General features: G+C 73.0%; 21 protein-coding genes. 14 read left to right on the top strand and 7 right to left on the bottom strand.

What is annotated here, in order from left to right; all coding sequences use genetic code 11:
* Positions 1 to 50: 50 nt before the first annotated feature.
* The 10 genes from hemB to ABEA81_RS16575 all read left to right on the top strand — a co-directional run bounded on the left by hemB (position 51) and on the right by ABEA81_RS16575 (position 10,096).
* Positions 51 to 1,022: a porphobilinogen synthase gene (gene hemB, locus ABEA81_RS16620; RefSeq protein WP_345606016.1), complete on the top strand. Its 972-nt coding sequence runs from the start codon at positions 51 to 53 to the stop codon at positions 1,020 to 1,022.
* A 92-nt stretch (positions 1,023 to 1,114) separates the two neighbouring features.
* Positions 1,115 to 1,609 carry a DUF4282 domain-containing protein gene (locus ABEA81_RS16615; RefSeq protein WP_345606015.1) on the top strand — a complete coding sequence of 165 codons (495 nt, stop codon included), beginning with the start codon at positions 1,115 to 1,117 and terminating at the stop codon, positions 1,607 to 1,609.
* A 43-nt stretch (positions 1,610 to 1,652) separates the two neighbouring features.
* Positions 1,653 to 2,573: a hypothetical protein gene (locus ABEA81_RS16610; RefSeq protein ID WP_345606013.1), complete on the top strand. Its 921-nt coding sequence runs from the start codon at positions 1,653 to 1,655 to the stop codon at positions 2,571 to 2,573.
* A gap of 65 nt (positions 2,574 to 2,638) precedes the next feature.
* Positions 2,639 to 3,976, top strand: coding sequence for a glutamate-1-semialdehyde 2,1-aminomutase (hemL, locus tag ABEA81_RS16605; RefSeq protein ID WP_425570588.1), 1,338 nt, complete (start codon positions 2,639 to 2,641; stop codon positions 3,974 to 3,976).
* Positions 3,973 to 4,608 (top strand): histidine phosphatase family protein, encoded by a 636-nt coding sequence (locus tag ABEA81_RS16600; RefSeq protein ID WP_345606010.1) that lies wholly within the window; start codon positions 3,973 to 3,975, stop codon positions 4,606 to 4,608. Before hemL ends, ABEA81_RS16600 begins: the two co-directional genes overlap by 4 nt.
* On the top strand, positions 4,605 to 5,183 hold the full coding sequence (locus tag ABEA81_RS16595) for a TlpA family protein disulfide reductase (protein WP_345606009.1): 579 nt from the start codon (positions 4,605 to 4,607) through the stop codon (positions 5,181 to 5,183). The genes ABEA81_RS16600 and ABEA81_RS16595 overlap by 4 nt, the downstream gene beginning before the upstream one ends.
* A 209-nt stretch (positions 5,184 to 5,392) precedes the next feature.
* Positions 5,393 to 6,169 (top strand): cytochrome c biogenesis CcdA family protein, encoded by a 777-nt coding sequence (locus ABEA81_RS16590; protein ID WP_345606008.1) that lies wholly within the window; start codon positions 5,393 to 5,395, stop codon positions 6,167 to 6,169.
* A 2-nt stretch (positions 6,170 to 6,171) separates the two neighbouring features.
* The gene (gene resB / locus ABEA81_RS16585) at positions 6,172 to 7,800 is read left to right on the top strand and encodes a cytochrome c biogenesis protein ResB (protein WP_425570578.1); all 1,629 of its coding nucleotides are present in this window, start codon (positions 6,172 to 6,174) and stop codon (positions 7,798 to 7,800) included.
* Positions 7,800 to 8,720, top strand: a complete 921-nt coding sequence (gene ccsB / locus ABEA81_RS16580) for a c-type cytochrome biogenesis protein CcsB (protein WP_345606007.1) — start codon at positions 7,800 to 7,802, stop codon at positions 8,718 to 8,720. Before resB ends, ccsB begins: the two co-directional genes overlap by 1 nt.
* Positions 8,721 to 9,016: 296 nt before the next feature.
* Positions 9,017 to 10,096 (top strand): MinD/ParA family ATP-binding protein, encoded by a 1,080-nt coding sequence (locus ABEA81_RS16575; RefSeq protein ID WP_425570577.1) that lies wholly within the window; start codon positions 9,017 to 9,019, stop codon positions 10,094 to 10,096.
* 65 nt (positions 10,097 to 10,161) lie between these two features.
* Here ABEA81_RS16575 and ABEA81_RS16570 read toward each other — a convergent pair whose 3' ends face one another.
* Both ABEA81_RS16570 and ABEA81_RS16565 read right to left on the bottom strand, forming a co-directional pair.
* The gene (locus tag ABEA81_RS16570; protein WP_345606005.1) at positions 10,162 to 10,380 is read right to left on the bottom strand and encodes a hypothetical protein; all 219 of its coding nucleotides are present in this window, start codon (positions 10,378 to 10,380) and stop codon (positions 10,162 to 10,164) included.
* Between the two features lie 75 nt (positions 10,381 to 10,455).
* Positions 10,456 to 10,677, bottom strand: a complete 222-nt coding sequence (locus ABEA81_RS16565) for a BldC family transcriptional regulator (RefSeq protein WP_345606004.1) — start codon at positions 10,675 to 10,677, stop codon at positions 10,456 to 10,458.
* Between the two features lie 159 nt (positions 10,678 to 10,836).
* Here ABEA81_RS16565 and ABEA81_RS16560 point away from each other — a divergent pair, with 159 nt between their 5' ends.
* Complete coding sequence (locus ABEA81_RS16560; protein WP_345606002.1) at positions 10,837 to 11,190, top strand: DUF4229 domain-containing protein; 354 nt, start codon at positions 10,837 to 10,839, stop codon at positions 11,188 to 11,190.
* On the opposite strand, the gene ABEA81_RS16555 is transcribed toward ABEA81_RS16560, so the two are convergent.
* From ABEA81_RS16555 to ABEA81_RS16535, 5 genes are all read right to left on the bottom strand, one after another.
* A complete protein-coding gene (locus ABEA81_RS16555; RefSeq protein ID WP_345606001.1) occupies positions 11,146 to 12,027 on the bottom strand; it encodes a 1,4-dihydroxy-2-naphthoate polyprenyltransferase in 882 nt (293 codons plus the stop codon). The genes ABEA81_RS16560 and ABEA81_RS16555 overlap by 45 nt on opposite strands.
* 51 nt (positions 12,028 to 12,078) lie before the next feature.
* Complete coding sequence (locus ABEA81_RS16550) at positions 12,079 to 13,278, bottom strand: hypothetical protein (protein WP_345606000.1); 1,200 nt, start codon at positions 13,276 to 13,278, stop codon at positions 12,079 to 12,081.
* Between the two features lie 116 nt (positions 13,279 to 13,394).
* Positions 13,395 to 14,588 (bottom strand): o-succinylbenzoate--CoA ligase, encoded by a 1,194-nt coding sequence (menE, locus tag ABEA81_RS16545; RefSeq protein ID WP_345605999.1) that lies wholly within the window; start codon positions 14,586 to 14,588, stop codon positions 13,395 to 13,397.
* A 97-nt stretch (positions 14,589 to 14,685) separates the two neighbouring features.
* On the bottom strand, positions 14,686 to 15,591 hold the full coding sequence (locus tag ABEA81_RS16540) for a 1,4-dihydroxy-2-naphthoyl-CoA synthase (RefSeq protein WP_345605998.1): 906 nt from the start codon (positions 15,589 to 15,591) through the stop codon (positions 14,686 to 14,688).
* Positions 15,592 to 15,630: 39 nt separating this feature from the next.
* Positions 15,631 to 15,837 carry a DUF4177 domain-containing protein gene (locus ABEA81_RS16535; RefSeq protein WP_345605996.1) on the bottom strand — a complete coding sequence of 69 codons (207 nt, stop codon included), beginning with the start codon at positions 15,835 to 15,837 and terminating at the stop codon, positions 15,631 to 15,633.
* A 26-nt stretch (positions 15,838 to 15,863) separates the two neighbouring features.
* On the opposite strand from ABEA81_RS16535, the gene ABEA81_RS16530 reads away from it, so the two are divergent.
* The 3 genes from ABEA81_RS16530 (at position 15,864) to ABEA81_RS16520 (ending at position 18,607) form a co-directional block, all read left to right on the top strand.
* Positions 15,864 to 16,448: a hypothetical protein gene (locus ABEA81_RS16530; RefSeq protein WP_345605995.1), complete on the top strand. Its 585-nt coding sequence runs from the start codon at positions 15,864 to 15,866 to the stop codon at positions 16,446 to 16,448.
* 102 nt (positions 16,449 to 16,550) lie between these two features.
* Positions 16,551 to 17,321, top strand: a complete 771-nt coding sequence (locus tag ABEA81_RS16525) for an N-acyl homoserine lactonase family protein (protein ID WP_345605994.1) — start codon at positions 16,551 to 16,553, stop codon at positions 17,319 to 17,321.
* The gene (locus ABEA81_RS16520; protein WP_345605993.1) at positions 17,318 to 18,607 is read left to right on the top strand and encodes a hydroxyacid-oxoacid transhydrogenase; all 1,290 of its coding nucleotides are present in this window, start codon (positions 17,318 to 17,320) and stop codon (positions 18,605 to 18,607) included. Before ABEA81_RS16525 ends, ABEA81_RS16520 begins: the two co-directional genes overlap by 4 nt.

Below are 18,607 nucleotides of genomic sequence, written 5' to 3'. Positions count from 1 at the left end.
AGTGCTGTAGCACCCGCATCCGCTCACGGGTCCGGTCGTAGGCTTGGCCCATGGCTTTTCCCACCCACCGGCCCCGGCGGCTGCGCACCACCCCGGCCGTGCGCCGGCTCGTCGCCGAGACGGACCTGCGGCCGCGGCACATGGTGTTGCCGATGTTCGTCAAGGAGGGCGCCGCGGAGCCGGTGCCGATCCCGTCGATGCCGGGGGTCGTGCAGCACACGCGCGACTCGCTGCGCAAGGCGGCCGTGGAGGCGGTCCAGGCGGGCGTCGGTGGGCTGATGCTGTTCGGGGTGCCGGAACGGCACGACGCCACCGGTTCGGCGGGCATCGATCCGGACGGCGTGCTCAACGTCGCGCTGCGGGACGTGCGCGCCGAGGTGGGTGACGCCACGGTGGTGATGGCCGACACGTGCCTCGACGAGTTCACCGACCACGGCCACTGCGGCGTGCTCGACGCCGACGGCCGCGTGGACAACGATGCCACCCTCGCCGTCTACGCCGACATGGCGGTGGCGCAGGTCGACGCGGGTGCGCACGTGGTCGGGCCGAGCGGGATGATGGACGGCCAGGTCGGGGTGATCCGGGAGGCGCTCGACGCCGCGGGCCACACCGATGCCGGCATCCTCGCCTACACCGCGAAGTACACGTCCGCCTTCTACGGGCCGTTCCGGCAGGCGGTCGAGTCGCAGCTCACGGGCGACCGCAAGACCTACCAGCAGGACGGCGCAAACGTGCGCGAGGCCCTGCGCGAGCTCGCCCTCGACCTCGAGGAGGGCGCCGACATGGTGATGGTCAAGCCCGCGATGGCCTACCTCGACGTCCTGCGCGCCGTGGCCGAGGTGTCCGACGTCCCGGTGGCCGCGTACCAGGTCTCCGGCGAGTACGCGATGATCGAGGCGGCCGCGGCGAACGGGTGGATCGAGCGCGACCGCGCCGTGTTGGAGACGCTCACCGGCATCCGCAGGGCCGGTGCTGACATCGTTCTGACGTACTGGGCCACGGAGGTCGCGGCCCGGCTGTGACCCGCCCGCAACCACACGTCCGTACGGTGCACCGGCATGGTAGGGGCGCAGGGGTTACGATCACGGCCCCTTGATCAGGTGGAGGAACCGCGATGAGCAATGACCCGGGAGCCCCCGGCGGCGAGTACCAGCCGGGCCAGCCGGGCCAGCAGGGTTGGCAGGGCGGGCAGCAGCCGCCGCCCTACCCGAGCGGGTTCGGGCAACAGCAGCAGCCTCCGCCCGCCTGGGGCGGGTACCAGCAGCCGGGGCAGCAGCAGCCCGGCGCGTTCGGCCCCCCGCCGGGACAGCCGGGTGGCCAGCAGGCGCAGGGGAGCAGCCCGTTCGCGGCCCTGTTCGACTTCGAGTTCAACTCCTTCGCCACACCCGCCGTGGTGAAGATCCTCTACATCGTCGGCATGGTCCTGATCGGCCTGTTCTACATCGGTGCGCTCATCGGCGGGTTCGCCCAGGGGGTGGGCCCGGGTCTCCTGGCGCTGATCGTCGGCGGGATCTTCGCGCTGTTCGCCCTGATCCTGTTCAGGGTCACGCTCGAGTTCTACTACGCGCTGGTCCGGATGTCCGAGGACATCCACCACCGCAAGGAATGAGCCGGCGTGGACAGCCCAGGACGCGCAGACCTACGGTGACGCCGTGAGCACACCCTCCGACCCGCACCGCGGGGAACAACCGCCCGATGAGCAGCCGGGCGCGGCTCCGCCGGGTGACGGGTCGGGGCAGCCGGATTCCACGGCGCAGCAGCCGGCGCCGCCGCAGCAGTACGGCCAGCCGAACCAGTACGGCCAACAGCCGTACCCGCAGCAGGGCCAGTACGGGCAGCAGCCCTACGGCCAACCGGGTCAGTACGGCCCACCCGGCCAGTACGGGCAGCAGCCGCCACCCGGCTACGGCCAAGGGCCCCCGTACAACCCGTACGCGCAGCAGGGTCAGCCGCAGTACGGTCAACCGGGCCAGTACGGCGGGCAACCGGGGCAGTACGGGCAGCCGGGCCAGTACGGGCAGTACGGCCAGCCGCAGCAGTACAACCCCTACGGGCAGCCGGGCCAGTACGCCGGCACCCCCTTCAGCGGCGACGCCGCGGGCCTCGGGCCGGACGACGGCGAGCGCGTCTCCCGGCCGGGACTCATGGTCCTCTCGTTGGTGCTGCTGATCCTCAGCGCGCTGCCGTTCCTCGCGGCCGGGGTGCTCCTGCTCGCGGCACCGCTGAACGTGGACGCGATCCCCCCGGGGTACGAGGAGCAGCTGGCGCAGGCGGGCCTGACGCCCGAGATGGCCGTCACGGCGTTGCGGGGCGTCGCCGCCGTCATCCTGGTGGTCGCCGCGCTCTACGTCCTGTTCGCCGTGCTGACGTTCCTGCGCCGCAACTGGGCGCGCATCATCCTGACGATCATGACGGTCGGGTTCACCCTGCTGCTGCTGGCCACCTTGTTCACGGGGGCCGCGGGCGACACGGGCAGCCTGGTGTTCCTCCTGATCGTCGTGGCCGCCTCGGTCGGCGGCACGATCATCACGTTCCTCCCGGAGCCCAGCCGCTGGTTCGCGCGGGCGCGCTAGCCGCGATCCCGGCCCACACCTCGCGACGGCGAGATGTGAGACTGGCCCTCGTGGCTAGCTCGCCGATCCCGTCCGGCCCGGAGGCCGCCGCGCGCACCGAGACCTCGCGGCGCCTGTTCGACAGGGCGTCCGCCGCGATCCCCGGAGGGGTGAACTCCCCGGTCCGGGCGTTCTCCGCGGTCGGGGGCACACCGCGGTTCCTCGTGTCGGCGTCCGGCCCGTGGCTCACCGACGCCGACGGGAACCGCTACGTCGACCTCGTCAGCTCGTGGGGTCCGATGATCCTCGGGCACGCCCATCCGGCCGTCGTCGACGCGGTGCGGGAGGCGGCCACGCACGGTCTGTCCTTCGGAGCGCCGACGCCCGCCGAGGTCGAGCTCGCCGAGGAGATCATCGGCCGGGTCGAGCCCGTCGAGCAGGTCCGGCTGGTCAACTCCGGCACCGAGGCCACCATGAGCGCGATCCGGCTCGCCCGCGGGATCACCGGCCGCCGCGGCGTCGTGAAGTTCGCGGGCTGCTACCACGGGCACGTCGACGCGCTGCTCGCCCAGGCGGGCTCGGGGGTGGCGACCCTCGGCCTGCCGACCAGCCCGGGCGTCACCGGCGCGCAGGCCGCCGACACGATCGTGCTCCCGTACAACGACCTCGACGCGGTGCGGGCGGTGTTCGCCGAGGGCGGCGCCGACATCGCCTGCGTGATCATCGAGGCGGCGGCGGGCAACATGGGCGCGGTCCCCCCGCGCCCCGGCTTCAACGCCGGCCTGCGGGAGATCTGCCACGCAGCGGGCGCGCTGCTCGTGATCGACGAGGTGATGACCGGGTTCCGGGTGTCCGCCTCCGGGTGGTTCGGGCTGGACGGCGTCGCGGGCGATCTCTACACGTTCGGCAAGGTCATGTCCGGCGGCCTGCCCGCCGCGGCGTTCGGCGGCCCCGCGGCGCACATGAGCTACCTCGCGCCGGCAGGCCCGGTCTACCAGGCGGGGACGCTGTCCGGGAACCCGGTCGCCGTCGCCGCGGGCCTCGCGACCCTGCGGCACGCCGACGCCGACGTGTACGCCGCGCTGGACGCCAACGCCGCCCGGCTGGGTGGCCTGATCGGCGACGCGTTGAGCGCCGAGGGCGTGCCGCACCGCGTCCAGTTCGCGGGCAACCTGCTGTCGGTGTTCTTCACCGACGGCGAGGTGCACGACTACGCGGGTGCCCAGGCCGCCGCCACCTGGCGGTTCCCGGGTTTCTTCCACGCGCTGCTCGACCGCGGCGTGTACCCGCCACCGAGCGCCTTCGAGGCGTGGTTCGTGTCGGCGGCGCTCGACGACGACACCTGGCAGGTGATCGCGGACGCGCTCCCGGCGGCGGCGAAGGCCGCGGCCACGGCGACCCCGCCCACGGAGGCCGGGCAGTGACCGGGACCCGCACGGTCGTCCACCTCCTGCGCCACGGGGAGGTGCACAACCCGACCGGCATCCTCTACGGCAGGCTGCCCGGCTTCCACCTCTCGGAGAACGGCCGGAACCAGGCCGAGATCGTCGCCAAGTCGCTGGCGGACGCCGACGTGACGGCCGTGCTCGCCTCGCCGCTGGAGCGCGCGCAGGAGACCGCCGCACCGATCGCGGCACTCCACGCGCTGGAGGTGCGCACCGACGACGGGCTGATCGAGGCCGACAACCGGTTCGAGGGCAAGACCGTCTCCGTCGGAGGGGGATCGCTGCGCAGCCCACGCCACTGGCTGCTGCTGCGCGATCCCTTCACCCCGTCGTGGGGGGAGCCGTACCTGCAGGTCGCGCACCGCATGCTGGGGGCCGTCCACCGCGCGCGGGTGCTCGCCGAGGGGCACGAGGCGGTGTGCGTGTCGCACCAGCTGCCGATCTGGACGTTGCGGCGGTTCGTCACCGGGCAGCGGCTGTGGCACGACCCGCGGCGCAGGCAGTGCGCGCTCGCGTCGCTCACCTCGCTCGTGTTCACCGGCACCGAGCTCACGCAGCTGCGCTACTCCGAGCCGGCGGGGGCGAGCGACCCGAGGCAGACGGGCGCATGACCCGCCTGCTCGCCCTCGCACTGGCCGCCGTGTTCCTGGCCGGTTGCTCCTCCACGAAGGACGCGGTGGCCACGGGTGGGAAGTTCCAGTTCGTCGCGCCGGGCGGCCAGACCACGATCTTCTACGACCCGCCGGAGAGCCGCGGCGCCGTCAAGGGCATCTCCGGCGACAGCCTGCTGCACGACGGGGCGACGGTCGGGCTCGACGACTACGCGGGCAACGTCGTGGTCGTCAACATCTGGGGCTCGTGGTGCGGCCCGTGCCGGGAGGAGATGCCGGGCCTGCAGTTCGTGCAGGAGCAGACCGGCGCCGCCGTGCTCGGCATCGACGTCCGCGACGAGCGCCAGGCGGCCGCCGACTTCGTCCGCGACCGGGGCGTCAGCTTCGACTCGATCTTCGACCCGCCCGGTCGCGTCCTGGCGCGGTTGAGCGGATACCCGCGCAACACCGTGCCGTCCACGCTGGTGCTCGACCGGCAGCACCGGGTGGCGGCGGTGTTCCTGACGGCGGTCCGCGTGCCCGAGCTGGTCCCGCTGGTCCAGCGCCTGCAGGCCGAGCCGCCCCCGGCGGTGTGAGCGTGACCCGAATTGCCGAGGCGGCCCTGCAGCCACTTCGCACATCCGGCAGTGGCTTCGCACAAGGCCGGCCCTCTGTGAAGCCGGTCCTGGGTGTGCGAAGTCCCGTCGGCGAGGGGTGACGGGGCTCCGCCCGGGTCGCGCCATCGACTACAGGTTGTAGAACCCGGTGCGGGCGCGCATTAGCACGCGGCCTACCCTCATGGGTGATGGACCCCTCGACGACGCTCGCGGTCTCCGGACCGCTGCTGCTCGCGGCCGCCGTGGCCGTGCTGGCCGGCGCGGTCAGCTTCGCGTCGCCGTGCGTGGTCCCGCTCGTGCCCGGCTACCTCGCCTACCTCGCGGGGCTCGTCGGCGCCGACGTCCCGCCGGCCACCCCGGCGGAAGCCGGGGAGCGGCGGTCCGGCCGGTTCCGGGTGGCCGGGGCCGCCGCGCTCTTCGTCGCGGGCTTCACGGTCGTGTTCGGCGCGATCCTCACGGGTGTCGTCTGGCTCGCCGACGCGCTCGTGGCCAACGAGGCCGCGCTGCAGCGCGCCGGCGGCGTCGTCATGATCGTGATGGGGCTGGCGTTCGTCGGCCTGGTGCCCGTGCTGCAGCGGGAGAAGCGGGTGCACTGGGTGCCGCGGGCAGGGCTCTGGGGCGCTCCGCTGCTCGGGGCGGTCTTCGGCCTCGGCTGGGTGCCGTGCATCGGTCCGACGCTCGCGGGCGTCGTGGCGGTGGCCGCGGGCACCGGTGGCGGTTCGCTGCGCGGCGTCGTGCTCACGGTCGCGTACTGCGCAGGGCTCGGAGTGCCGTTCGTGCTCATCGCGCTCGGCGCGTCGCGGGCCGTGCGGGCGCTCGGCTGGCTGCGCCGCCACACCCGCTCGATCCAGCTCGCAGGCGGGGCGCTGATGGTGGCGGTCGGGGTGCTGCTGGTCACCGGGTTGTGGGGTGACCTGCTCGCCAGGCTGCAGGTGTCCGTCGCCGGCTTCGTCCCGGTGCTGTAGCGATGCCCGCCTCCACAGAGACGCCGGCCCCTCCGCGCCCGGACCCCGGACCCCGGACGCCGCACCCGCGCCTGTCCGGCGTGTGGGCCGTCCTGCGCAACGGGTGGCGCGGGCTCACCTCGATGCGCACGGCGCTCGTGCTGCTGTTCCTGCTCGCACTCGCCGCGCTGCCCGGGGCGCTGCTGCCGCAGCGGTCGCTGAACCAGCAGCTCGTCGACAAGTACTTCACCGACTACCCGTGGCTCGCGCCCACGCTCGACCGCCTCGGGTTCTTCGACGTCTTCGCCGCGCCGTGGTTCGCCGCCATCTACCTGCTGCTGATGATCTCGCTGATCGGCTGCGTGCTGCCGCGCACCGTGGAGCACGCCGCGGCGCTGCGCGCCGAGCCGGTGGTCACCCCGCGCAACCTGGCGCGGATGCCGCACCACGCGAGCGCCACGCTCGACGTCGGCATCGACGAGGCAGAGGAGCGCGTCCGCTCGCGGCTGCGCGGCTGGCGGCGCGCGGAGCGGGCGGACGGTACGGGACGCACCGTCTCCGCGGAGAAGGGGTACCTGCGCGAGGCCGGCAACCTGCTGTTCCACCTGAGCCTGATCGGCCTGCTCCTCGGCTTCGCCGCAGGCAAGCTCTTCGGCTACGAGGGCCAGGTCATCGTCATGTCCGGCGGCGGCCAGTTCTGCAACACCGGCATCCTCGGTTACGACACGTTCCGGGCGGGGCTGCGCGTCGACGGCACCGACCTGAGCCCGTTCTGCGTGCGCCTGGACGACTTCCACGCGGACTTCCAGCCGAACGGGCAGGCCGAGAGCTTCCGCGGCACGCTGTCCTACCAGAGCGCGGAGGACGTCGAGGCGGGCGTCGACCGGTGGAGCACGCACCAGCTGGAGGTCAACCACCCGCTGCGGGTCGACGGCAACCGCGTCTACCTGCTCGGTCACGGGTACGCGCCGCGCTTCACGGTGACGTGGCCGGACGGGCAGCAGCGCACCGGTGAGATCCAGTGGCGGCCCGTCGACCAGGCCACGATGCTGTCGCAGGGCGCCACGAAGTTCGAGCCGCCCGGCGTCACCGACGAGGAGAAGCGCCGCACCTCCCAGCTCGCGATCACCGGCCTGTTCGCCCCGACGTCGTCCGGCGGGGACATCGTCACGTCGGTGTTCCCGGCCCTGCTCGCGCCCGAGGTCGCCGTCGACGTGATGCGCGGTGACCTGGGGCTCGACGACGGCCGCGGGCAGTCGATCTTCCAGGTGGACCAGGGCATGATCGATTCGGGGGCGCTGGCGCGGGTGGCGCGGGCCAACCTGGTGCCGGGCCAGTCGCTGACCCTCGACGACGGCACCGTGGTCCGCTTCGACGGCGTGCAGGACTGGGCGTACCTGCAGGTCAGCTACGACCCCGGCCAGGAGGCCGTGCTCGTGTTCGCGGTACTGCTGCTGGGCGGGCTCGGCCTGTCGTTGACCATCCGCAGGCGCCGGTTCTGGGCCCGGCTCACGCCCGTCGACGACGGCGCGCGCACCGTCGTCGAGCTCGGCGGCCTGGCCCGCACCGACCGCGCGGGCTACGGCGAGGAGTTCGACCGCTTGCGGGCCGACCTGCTCGATGCACCGAACGCAGCACAGGAGGAGATCTAGTGCCAGTGAGCGCCGAACTCGCCACATTCAGCGATCGCCTGTTCGTGGCGGCCGCCGGGATCTACGCGCTGGCGATGATCTTCCATGCCGTCGAGTTCTCGGCGGCGCGCGCGAAGGTGCCCGTGCTGGTGGGTGCGGGCGCCCCGGACGGGGCGCCGGAGGAGGGGCCGGTGCGCAGCCGGCCTGAGCGGTTCGGCCGGATGGCCGTCGCGGTGACCGTGCTCGGTGCCGCGCTGCAGCTCGCGTCGATCGCCACCCGCGGGATCGCGGCCGAGCGGTGGCCGCTGGGCAACATGTACGAGTTCATCTCGGCGATCTCCGTGGCCGCGGTCGGCACGTGGCTCGTCGTGCTGCGCCGCTCGCCGGCCGCGCGGTCCGCGGGCCCGTTCGTGCTGTTCCCGGTGCTCGTCCTGATGGCGCTCGCCGGGTCGGTGCTCTACGTCCCGGCCGGGCCCGTGGTGCCGCCGCTGCGCTCGTACTGGATGAGCATCCACGTCAGCACCATCTGCATCTCGTCGGGCCTGCTGGTCGTCGCGGGTGTCGCGAGCCTGCTGTTCCTGCTGCGCCGTTCGGGACGGCTCGACGGGCTGGCCGAGAAGCTGCCGGAGGCCGACGCGCTCGACCGGCTCGCCTACCGCATCACGATCGTGGCGTTCCCGCTCTTCACGTTCGCGATCATCACGGGGGCGATCTGGGCGGAGGCCGCGTGGGGCCGGTTCTGGGGGTGGGACCCGAAGGAGACCGTGGCGTTCGTCTCGTGGGTGATCTACGCGGCGTACCTCCACGCCCGGGCCACCGCGGGCTGGCGCACCGGCCGGGCGGCCTGGGTGAACGTCGCCGGCTTCGCTACGATTGTCTTCAACCTCTTCTTCATCAACATGGTCGTCGCTGGTCTGCACTCGTACGCCGGGGTGGGCTGACGGCGAGTGACACGCCGCCACCCGACCGCGCCTCGACCCCGGGCAGTCGGCCGACTACCGTCGGCGTTCGTGTGGGGGATCAACGGTCGAATGGACGCGCCCGGCGGGATGTGCTGATGACAGAGCGTCAATCCGGTGACTATCCGGACGGCTCGGTAGGCCGGTATGTCCGTGAGCGCTGGGGCGTCGCCGGAGCCCAGGCCGCCCCGGCGCCGGTCGCGCCACCGGAACCGCCTGCTCGCCGCCCCGAACCGGATGCGCCCCGCTCGGCCGGGTCCGGCGCCGGCGACGCCACGATGCCGAACCATCTGCGCGTCGAGCGCCCCCCGGCGGAGCCGGCGGCGGAGGCGCCTCCCGCCGCCCCACGCACCCCGCCGCGCGGCACCGCGCGGTGGACCGACCCCGGGGCGGTGGCGGCCCAGGAGGCGCAGCGAGCCCGCAGCGGCCGCGCCGAGCGGCCCGACCTGAGCACCGCGAGGGTGCTCGCACCCACCCGGCGGCCTCCGCAGTCCGGCTGGCGCAGGCTCGTCTACCTGCTGTCGGGCCGGCTGATCAATCCGGGTGAGAGCCCGGCCGACATCCGCAGGCGGGAGCTCACCGCGCGGGTCAACCGCCCGCTGCTCGGCTGCTACAAGATCGCCATCCTGAGCCTGAAGGGCGGCGTCGGCAAGACCACGGTCACCGCCACGCTGGGCGCCACGTTCGCCTCCCTGCGCGGCGATCGGGTGGTGGCGGTGGACGCCAACCCGGACCGCGGCACGCTCAGCCAGAAGATCCCGCTGGAGACCAGTGCCACGGTGCGCAACCTGCTGCGCGACGCCCAGCGCGTGCGCCGTTACAGCGACGTGCGCGCGTACACCTCGCAGGGGCCGTCCCGCCTCGAGGTGCTGGCGAGCGAGCAGGACCCCGCGGTGTCGGAGGCGTTCAGCGAGGAGGACTACCGCCGCACCGTCACGCTGCTGGAGCACTTCTACAACATCGTGCTCACCGACTGCGGCACCGGGCTCATGCACTCGGCGATGTACGGCGTGCTCGGCCTCGCCGACCAGCTGATCATCGTGTCGTCCGGTTCGATCGACGGGGCGCGCAGCGCGTCGGCCACCATGGACTGGCTCGACGCCCACGGGCACGGCGACCTGGTGAAGAACTCGGTCGCGGTGATCAACTGCGTGCACCGCTCGTCGGGTGGGGTGGATCTCGCGAAGGTGGGCGAGCACTTCGCTGCGCGTTGCCGGATGGTGGCCCGCATCCCGTTCGACGCCCACCTGGAGGAGGGCGCCGAGGTGGACCTCGAGCGGCTCGAGCCGGGCACCCGGCTCGCGTTGCTGGAGCTCGCGGCCGCGGTGGCCGACGCGTTCGAGGGGCCTCCGGCCTGAGGGTTCTGGGGTTCGGGCGGCCCGGCGGTTCACCAGCCGAAACGGCGACTGGCCGGGCGCCCGTGTCAGGCCCCCGGTGGCTCGTCGCGCCGACGGACCTTCTCGTCGAGTTGACGTAGGAAGTCGGGGTCGTCGTCCGGACCGCTCACCCGTGGTGTGCGGCTCGGACCGGCCACCGGACCTCGCCGCTGGGGCTGCGGGAAGTCGACGGCGCCGGAGTTCATCGCCTTCCACAGCACCAGAGCGATGATCGCGGCGCCGACGAATGCGATGAGGAACAGCATTGTCGAACCACCTCCGCAGCCGAGGTTAGCCGAGGACGCGCGGGGGCGGCGTGAAGTGCTGTGAGTGGGGCTCGATCAGGGGCGGGCGGGCGGCAGCGTGGCCTCGCTCGTGAGGTCGGCCAGCATGCTGCGCACCTCGGACTCGCGGAACCGCCGGTGGCCGCCCGGCGTGCGGATCGAGCCGATCCGGCCTGCGGAGGCCCAACGGGTGACCGTCTTGGGGTCGACCCGGAAGAGCGCCGCCACCTCACCGGGGGTGAGCAGCCGCTCGTTGCTGCCGGTGTGCGTGATCGACATCCATGACCTCCCAGAACGTGGTGCTTCCGGGCCATCGTGACACCACGGACCCCAGGTACTCGAACGGTTGTCCGGAGGTAAAGGGCTCTTAAAGGACGAACCGGACAGGTCACCCCGCCTGCACGGAGCAGTCTTCTGGACCGGTCGTAGGCTCGACGTATGACGACGCCGACCCCCACGGAGCGGCAGCCCGGGCTGGCCGCCACCGTGGCGCTCTACACGGCCGCCCGCGTGGCACTCGTCGCGCTCATCACGGCGCTGCTGATGGTGGCAGGCGTCCCGTTCGTCATCGCGCTGCTCGTGGCCCTGATCGTGGCGCTGCCGCTCTCCATGGTGCTCTTCCGCGGGCTGCGGGCGCGCCTGGACAGCGCGCTCGCCACGGCCCGGGAGCGCCGGTCCCGGGAACGCGAGGCGCTGCGAGCGCGGCTGCGGGGCGACGACGCCGACGTCGAGGCGCCGCTCGTCGCGTCAGACGAACCGTCCGACCGCGAGGCCGATCGCGGTCAGCAGTGACCAGGCCAGCAGCAGCACGCCGGTCTGCGCCAGCACGCGGATGAGCTTGCCGCCCTCCGCGCCGCCGAGGACGTCCCGGATGGGGAGCACCGCGAAGGGCAGCGCGAGCAGGGCCAGCAGCATCGGCCAGCTGCGCAGCCCGGCGCCCACGGAGATCAGGAACGGCAGCAGGGTCAGCGCGGCGTAGAGGCGGCGGGTGTCCCGGTCGCCCAGGCGCACGGCGAGAGTGTGCTTGCCCACAGCGGCGTCGGTGGGGATGTCGCGCAGGTTGTTGGCCACCAGCACGGCGCTCGTGAGCATGCCGACACCGATCGCGGTGACGACGGCGAGCGACCCGGGCGGCCCGCTCTGCGTGAGCACGGTGCCGAGCACGCCGACGAGGCCGTAGAAGACGAAGACCGCGATCTCCCCGAAGCCCAGGTAGCCATAGGGGTGGGACCCACCGGTGTAGAACCACGCGGCCACGATGCAGAGGGCGCCCACGGCGATCAGCCACCACTGACCGCTGAGCGACACCAGCGTCAGCCCGGCGAGGCCCGCGACCCCGAACGCGAAGAAGGCCGCGGTCCGGACCGTCGACGGGGCGGCGAGCTGCGACCCGACGAGCCGCAGCGGCCCCACGCGCTCGTCGTCGGTGCCGCGGATGCCGTCGGAGTAGTCGTTGGCGTAGTTCACGCCGATCATCAGCGAGACCGCGACGATCAGTGCCAGCAGGGCCCGCCCGGGCGCGACGACGCCGTGCCCGATCGCTGCTCCGGTGCCGGCGATGACGGGGGAGAGGGCGGTCGGCAGGGTGCGCGGTCGAGCACCCTCCACCCACTGCGCGATCGTGGCCACACACGCACGTTATCCCGCCGCCGGACCCGGCTCGCGCGCTGCTCACCCGGCTCAGGGGGTGGCCGGCGGCGGGCACGCGCCGATGTGGGGCGCGTCGGGGATCGCGCCGGCCTCGACGTACTGGTCCGGGCCGACGCGCAGCCACCCGCCGTGGGCGCATTCCACCGGCACGGACGCGTGGCCCGCCGCGACCCCGACGACCTCCGCCGCGCCGTCGGGGGCTGCCCGGACGTCCGTGTCGGACGCCACCCGGGCGAGCCGCTCCGCGCCGGTCCACAGGTACTCGACGTCGACCCAGGCGTTGTTCTCCAGGCCGAGCGCGTCCCAGAAGAGGCCGTCGCCGAGGTCGATGCCGGCCGGGTTGGAGACCTCCCGGTCGTACTGGTCCCGCCCGCCGTTGTAGCCGTCGTCGTGGGCTGCCTGCGCCTGCGGCACCCCTTGCGGCAGGTCGCGCCACTCCTGCCGCTTCGAGCCGGGGTTCCAGTAGTCGTCGCGGGTGTTCCACGGCCCGACGTCCCAGACGGGGGCGAACGCGCAGCGGCCGGACGCGCACACCTTCACGGAGTAATCGCTGCTGCCGCGCGGCGACAGCGCCCGGCGGGACGGGAGCGCCACGAAGTGGTCGTGGTCGCCGATCACGTGCCCGTTCGCCGTCTTGCCGCCGACGAGCCCCTCGCGCGTGGCGAACACGCGGTAGGAGAGCGCGAGCGCCCGTTCGTCCGACTCGGTCCGGCCCGGCGGCGCCGGCCGGGCGGTGAGGGAGACGCCGCGTACCACGGGCCCGGCCGCCGGATCGCCCGCGAGGACCAGCCGGGCCTGCACCTCCGCCGAGGCCGCCGGGAGCGTGACGGCCCGGCCGCCGGGCCCGCTCGCGGCCGGGACCCACTCCGTCCACCCGCCGGTGGCGCGCCGGCCCCTGACGTCGACGGTGGCGGTCGCACCCGCGGGCACCTCGCCGTCCACAGCGACCGCCACGTGGTCGGTCGCCGTCGCCAGCCGGTGGGCGGGGAAGGTCAGCAGGCCCGTCGGCCGGGCGGTGCCGTCGGCCGGGGCGCCCTCCGCCGCGGCGACGAACGCCGTCTGCGGGTCGATGCGCGCCACGCCGTCGTCGATGACGACCCCCGCTGCTTCCCCCTGGCGGAGGTCGGCGGACCAGGAGCTCGCGGGCGGGTCGGCAGCCGCCGGCGTGGCGGGTCCGAGCGCGAGGCCGCTCGCGATGCCGAGCAGCGCGGTCGCGGTGGCCCACTTCATCCGGTCGTCCCCTTGGTGCTCGTGTGACGCGTGCGTCCTACGAGGCAGGAGACAGAACGTGATCAGTAACGGTCAATCAACCCAGCGTGAGACGCACGAAGGGATGTAGGCCGAGATCATCCGTTCCGGGGGTGTGAGGAGGGAGCGATCGGGGCAGCGGGCCCTTCGGCCGTGATCAGCGCCGCCGTCGCCATCCGATCGGGCTTGCCGATCCCGCGCAGCGGGATCCGGGGCACGGCGCGCAGGATGCGGGGCACCCCGGCCCGCCCGAGCTCCGCGCGCACCGCGGCCCGCAGGCGCTCGGCGAGCGCCGTGCCGTCGAGCGCCCTGTTGTCGGGCCGGCCGTCGAGCACGACCGCGGCGGCGACCACCGATCCCCACTCGGCGTCGGGCACCCCGACGACGCAGGCGGCGGCCACCCCGTCCTGAGCGACGAGCACCCGTTCCACGGCGGCCGGTGCGACGTTCTCGCCGCCGGTGACGATCACGTCGTCCGCCCGCCCGAGCACCTCGAGCCGCCCGTCCCGCCAGCGGCCGAGATCGCTGGTGCGGAACCAGCCGCCGGCGAACGCGGCCTCGGTGAGGCCGGGGTCGCCGAGGTAGCCGTCGGCGAGGGTCGGGCCGCCGAGCCGGATCCGCCCGCCGTCCTCCAGCTCGACGCGCACGCCGTCGAGCGGGACCCCGTCGTAGACGCAGCCCCCCGCGGTCTCGCTCATCCCGTAGGTCGTGACGACCGCGACGCCCTCGGCCAGCGCCCGCTCGTGCAGCCGCGGCGCGAGTGCCGCTCCGCCGACGAGCACCGCGGCGTAGCCGCGCAGCGCGTCGAGGGCGGTGCCGCCGGCGTCGAGGAGCCTGGCGAGCTGGGTGGGCACCAGGCTCGTGCAGCGCCGTTCGGCGCCGAGCTCGCGCGTGGCGGCGGCGAAGTCGTCGGGGCGGAAGCCTGCTCGCAGGTCCTGCACCACCGGCGGCGCCCCCGCGAGCAGGGCGCGGACCAGCACCTGCACGCCCGCGACGTGCTGGGCGGGCAGCGCGAGCAGCCACCGTGCGGTGCCGCCGAGCCGTTCGGCCGTGGCGTGGGCGGACGCCCGCAGCGCCGCCGCGGAGAGCACCACGTGCTTCGCGGCGCCCGTCGAGCCGGAGGTGGCGATCGCGACGGCGGCGCCTTCGCCCGGCTCGCCGGCGACGACGGCCTCCCCGGGGACGACGGGCAGCACAGGGGGCCCCCCGTCGAGGGCGGCGCGCAGCGCGCGGGCGAGGTGGTCGACGGCGCCGGGGGAGCCGTCCACGGTCACGACCCGGAGCTCGCTCATCGCATGTGCGGGTGCGGTGAACGGCACTTCTGCTCGCAACTTTTGAGCGAGCGGCCCGCTCGCTCCGCGACACGGCTCCGCCGCTCGCTCCCGGGCGCTAGTAGTGCCATGGGTACGCCGCCCAGTTCGGCTCCCGCTTCTGGAGGAACGCGTCCCTGCCCTCCACCGCCTCGTCGGTCATGTACGCGAGCCTCGTGGCCTCGCCGGCGAAGAGCTGCTGCCCGACCAGCCCGTCGTCGATCAGGTTGAACGCGTACTTGAGCATCCGCTGCGCCGTGGGCGACTTGCCGTTGACCTCCCGGGCCCACTCCAGCGCCACCTTCTCCAGGTCGGCGTGCGGCACGACGGCGTTGACCATGCCCATCCGGTGGGCATCCTCCGCCGTGTACTCGCGCCCGAGGAAGAAGATCTCGCGGGCGAACTTCTGACCCACCTGCCGCGCCAGGTACGCCGAGCCGAAGCCGCCGTCGAACGACCCGACGTCGGCGTCGGTCTGCTTGAACCGGGCGTGCTCGGCGCTGGCGAGCGTCATGTCGCACGTGACGTGCAGCGAGTGGCCGCCGCCCGCCGCCCAGCCGGACACCACCGCGATGACGACCTTCGGCATGAACCGGATGAGCCGCTGGCACTCGAGGATGTGCAGCCGGCCCGCCCGTGCGGGGTCGACGGTGTCGGCGGTCTCGCCCGAGGCGTACTGGTAGCCCGTGCGACCGCGGATCCGCTGGTCGCCGCCGGAGCAGAAGGCCCACCCGCCGTCCTTCGGGGACGGTCCGTTGCCGGTGAGCAGCACGCAGCCGACGTCGGGGGTCTGCCGCGCGTGGTCGAGGGCGCGGTAGAGCTCGTCCACCGTGCCGGGCCGGAACGCGTTGCGGACCTCGGGGCGGTGGAACGCGATCCGAACCGCTCCGGTGTCCACGGCCCGGTGGTAGGTGATGTCGGCGAAGTCGAAGCCCTCGACCGGGCGCCACGCGGACGGGTCGAACAGCTCGGAGGGGGTGTCCACGGTCAGCGACCCTATGCGAACCGGGGACGGGAGCACTGGTCAGCCGACCGGCCGTTCCAGCGTCACGAGCAGCCCCTCCACCCCGCCGGGCCCGATCCGGCCCTTCACCTCGGTCGAGGTGATCGACTTCAGCTGCCAGCCCTGCTCCGCCTCGTCGTTCAGCAGGCGCTCCAGCTTGTCGGCGGACAGCTTCCCGCCGATGAGGCTCTCGCGCAGCGCCAGGACCCGGTACTCGTATCGCTGCATGCCGCCCAGGCTGCCAGGCTCCGCCCATGCCTCGCTGGATCATCGTCGTGGCGGTCGCCCTGCCCGGCGCGGTGCTCGCCCTGATCGGCCTGTTCCACCCGGCCGAGCTCGACGCGTCCACCGCCACGCGGTGGTGGCAGCTCCACGTGCTGCTCCTGCCGATCTTCCCGCTGCTGGCCGTGGCGCTGTGGGTGCTGCTGCGCGGCGAGTCCGGTCCGCTGGCCCGGATCGCGCGCGTCGCCGCGTACGTGTTCGCCGTCTACTACACCGGGCTGGACACGCTGGCCGGCATCGCCGCGGGCCGGGTGGTGGACGTGGAGGGGGAGCGCGGCGAGGCCGCCCTCGCGCTGTCGGCGCTCGGCAACGAGCTGGCGGAGGTGGGCGTCTACGCCTTCGCGGTGGCCGTCGTGCTCACGGCGGTCGTGCGCGTGCGCCGCGACGGGAGGCGCGCGCTGGCCGGGGCCGTGCTGCTGGTCGTGGCGACGGTGCCGTTCCTGCACGGGCACATCTACTGGCCGGTCGGCGGCCTCGCCATGGTCGGGATCTCCGCCGGATGCGCGCTGCTCGCCGCCACCGCCGACCTGATCCATCGATCAGTGCACCCGGATTGACGGGTGGCCACCCGGGTGCAACTGTCGGGACACCATTCCCTCACCGTCGAGAGGATCATGATGGCGACCGCGAACAAGGTAACCGTCATCCCCTGCGGTGCGATGACCGCCGACCTGACCTGGCTGTTGCTGAAGCCGGGACGGTCGATCACCGACCGCAGCCACAAGGACGCGCCGGCGCCGTGGGTGGATGTCCCCACGCACTGCGTCCTCGTGGAGACCGACGAGGGCAAGCTGCTGTGGGACACCAGCTGCCCCCGCGACTGGGAGGAGCGGTGGGGGCCGACCGGCCTGCAGGAGTTCTTCCCCTACGACCACGTCAGCGACGAGGAGTACCTCGACTCGCGGCTGAACCAGCTGGGCGTCGGCCTCGACGAGATCGACTACGTCGTGCTGTCCCACCTGCACTTCGACCACGCCGGCAACGCCCAGATGTTCAAGAACACCCCCGCCAAGCTCGTGTGCCACCAGCGGGAGAAGGACTTCGCGTTCGGCTTCGACGGGCTCTTCACCGGCGCGCACCTCAAGACCGACTACGAGGGGCTGGAGTTCCAGACCGTCTCCGGTGACACCGAGTTCCTCCCGGGCGTCACGCTGATCGAGACCCCGGGTCACACGGTCGGGTGCATGTCGATGCAGGTCGACCTCCCCGATACCGGCACGATGATCTTCACGTCGGACGCGGTGTACATGGGGGAGAGCTACGGGCCGCCCGCCACCCCGGCCGCGATCGTCAACAACCTCGAGGACTTCTACTCCTCGGTGGAGAAGCTGCGCGGCATCCAGGAGCGGACCGGCGCGCAGATGGTGTTCGGGCACGACGCCGACCAGATCCACCAGCTGCGCACGGCGCCGAAGGGTTCGTACACATGACCGCCGTCGACCTCTCCGAGGAAACGATCTTCACGTGGGGCGCGCCGCCGCTGAAGTTCGGTGCGGGCGCGTCCGACGAGGTCGGCTTCGAGATGTCCGGGTACGGGGTCCGCCGGGTCCTGATCGTCACCGACCACGGGATCCACGCGCTCGGTGTGCCCGAACGGATCGCCGACAACCTGCGCCGCTACGACATCGAGTCGGAGATCTTCGACGCGGTGCACGTCGAGCCCACCGACGACTCGATGAACAAGGCCACCGAGTACGCCCGCGCGCAGGGGCCGTGGGACGGGTTCGTCGCCGTCGGCGGTGGGTCCGCGATCGACACCGCCAAGGCGATCAACCTGCTCACCAGCTACCCCGGCGAGCTGATGGACTACATCAACAAGCCGATCGGTGCCGCGAAGACGCCGCCGGGCCAGCTCAAGCCGCTCGTCGCGATCCCGACCACGGCGGGCACCGGCTCGGAGTCCACGGCCATGTGCGTGCTGGACATCCTGTCGATGAAGGTCAAGACCGGGATCAGCCACTGGCGGTTGCGCCCCACCCTCGCCGTGATCGACCCGCTGCTGACGATGAGCCTGCCGCCCGAGGTCACCGCGTCGTCGGGGATGGACATCGTCTGCCACGCGCTCGAGTCGTACACCGCGCGCTGGTACACCACCTTCGACCGCAAGAAGCCCGAGGAACGGGTGACGTACTGCGGCTCGAACCCGGTGTCCGACCTGTGGTGCGAGAAGGCGATGGGGTTGCTCGCGCAGTCGTTCCGCACCGCCGTGCACCGGGGCGCCGACGACGTCGAGGCGCGATCGAACATGATGATGGCGGCGACGTTCGCCGGCATGGGCTTCGGCAACTCGGGCGTGCACATCCCGCACGCCAACGCCTACCCGATCGCCGGCATGGTGAAGGACTACCGGCCCGCCGGCTACCCGCAGGAGGAGCCGATGGTGCCGCACGGCCAGTCCGTGTCGCTCACGGCGCCCGAGGCGTTCCGGTTCTCGTTCGAGAGCGCCCCGGATCGGCACCTGCGGGCCGCCGAGATGCTCGACCCGCGGGCGGACAAGGTGAACGACCCGCGCGAGCAGCTCCCGTCCGTGCTGATCAACCTGATGCGCGACATCGGCATCCCGAACGGCATCGGCGGCGTCGGCTACACGGAGGCGGACGTGCCCGACCTCGTGCCCGGCACGATGAAGCAACAGCGCCTGCTCGCCACCTGCCCGAAGACGCCCACCGAGGACGACATCGCCGACATCCTCACCAAGTCCGTCGAGAACTGGTAG

Source organism: Pseudonocardia adelaidensis, assembly GCF_039543345.1.
Classification (GTDB): Bacteria; Actinomycetota; Actinomycetes; order Mycobacteriales; family Pseudonocardiaceae; genus Pseudonocardia; species Pseudonocardia adelaidensis.
This window is presented reverse-complemented; position numbering and strand designations above follow the sequence as displayed.

Excerpts from the sequence above, each read along its gene's own strand:
- hemB (WP_345606016.1), top strand. The coding sequence starts at position 51 with ATGGCTTTTCCCACCCACCGGCCCCGGCGGCTGCGCACCACCCCGGCC.
- ABEA81_RS16615 (WP_345606015.1), top strand. The coding sequence starts at position 1,115 with ATGAGCAATGACCCGGGAGCCCCCGGCGGCGAGTACCAGCCGGGCCAG.
- ABEA81_RS16595 (WP_345606009.1), top strand. The coding sequence starts at position 4,605 with ATGACCCGCCTGCTCGCCCTCGCACTGGCCGCCGTGTTCCTGGCCGGT.
- ABEA81_RS16590 (WP_345606008.1), top strand. The coding sequence starts at position 5,393 with ATGGACCCCTCGACGACGCTCGCGGTCTCCGGACCGCTGCTGCTCGCG.
- resB (WP_425570578.1), top strand. The coding sequence starts at position 6,172 with ATGCCCGCCTCCACAGAGACGCCGGCCCCTCCGCGCCCGGACCCCGGA.
- ABEA81_RS16575 (WP_425570577.1), top strand. The coding sequence starts at position 9,017 with ATGCCGAACCATCTGCGCGTCGAGCGCCCCCCGGCGGAGCCGGCGGCG.
- ABEA81_RS16570 (WP_345606005.1), bottom strand. The coding sequence starts at position 10,380 with ATGCTGTTCCTCATCGCATTCGTCGGCGCCGCGATCATCGCTCTGGTG.
- ABEA81_RS16565 (WP_345606004.1), bottom strand. The coding sequence starts at position 10,677 with ATGTCGATCACGCACACCGGCAGCAACGAGCGGCTGCTCACCCCCGGT.
- ABEA81_RS16560 (WP_345606002.1), top strand. The coding sequence starts at position 10,837 with ATGACGACGCCGACCCCCACGGAGCGGCAGCCCGGGCTGGCCGCCACC.
- ABEA81_RS16550 (WP_345606000.1), bottom strand. The coding sequence starts at position 13,278 with ATGAAGTGGGCCACCGCGACCGCGCTGCTCGGCATCGCGAGCGGCCTC.
- menE (WP_345605999.1), bottom strand. The coding sequence starts at position 14,588 with ATGAGCGAGCTCCGGGTCGTGACCGTGGACGGCTCCCCCGGCGCCGTC.
- ABEA81_RS16535 (WP_345605996.1), bottom strand. The coding sequence starts at position 15,837 with ATGCAGCGATACGAGTACCGGGTCCTGGCGCTGCGCGAGAGCCTCATC.
- ABEA81_RS16530 (WP_345605995.1), top strand. The coding sequence starts at position 15,864 with ATGCCTCGCTGGATCATCGTCGTGGCGGTCGCCCTGCCCGGCGCGGTG.
- ABEA81_RS16525 (WP_345605994.1), top strand. The coding sequence starts at position 16,551 with ATGACCGCCGACCTGACCTGGCTGTTGCTGAAGCCGGGACGGTCGATC.
- ABEA81_RS16520 (WP_345605993.1), top strand. The coding sequence starts at position 17,318 with ATGACCGCCGTCGACCTCTCCGAGGAAACGATCTTCACGTGGGGCGCG.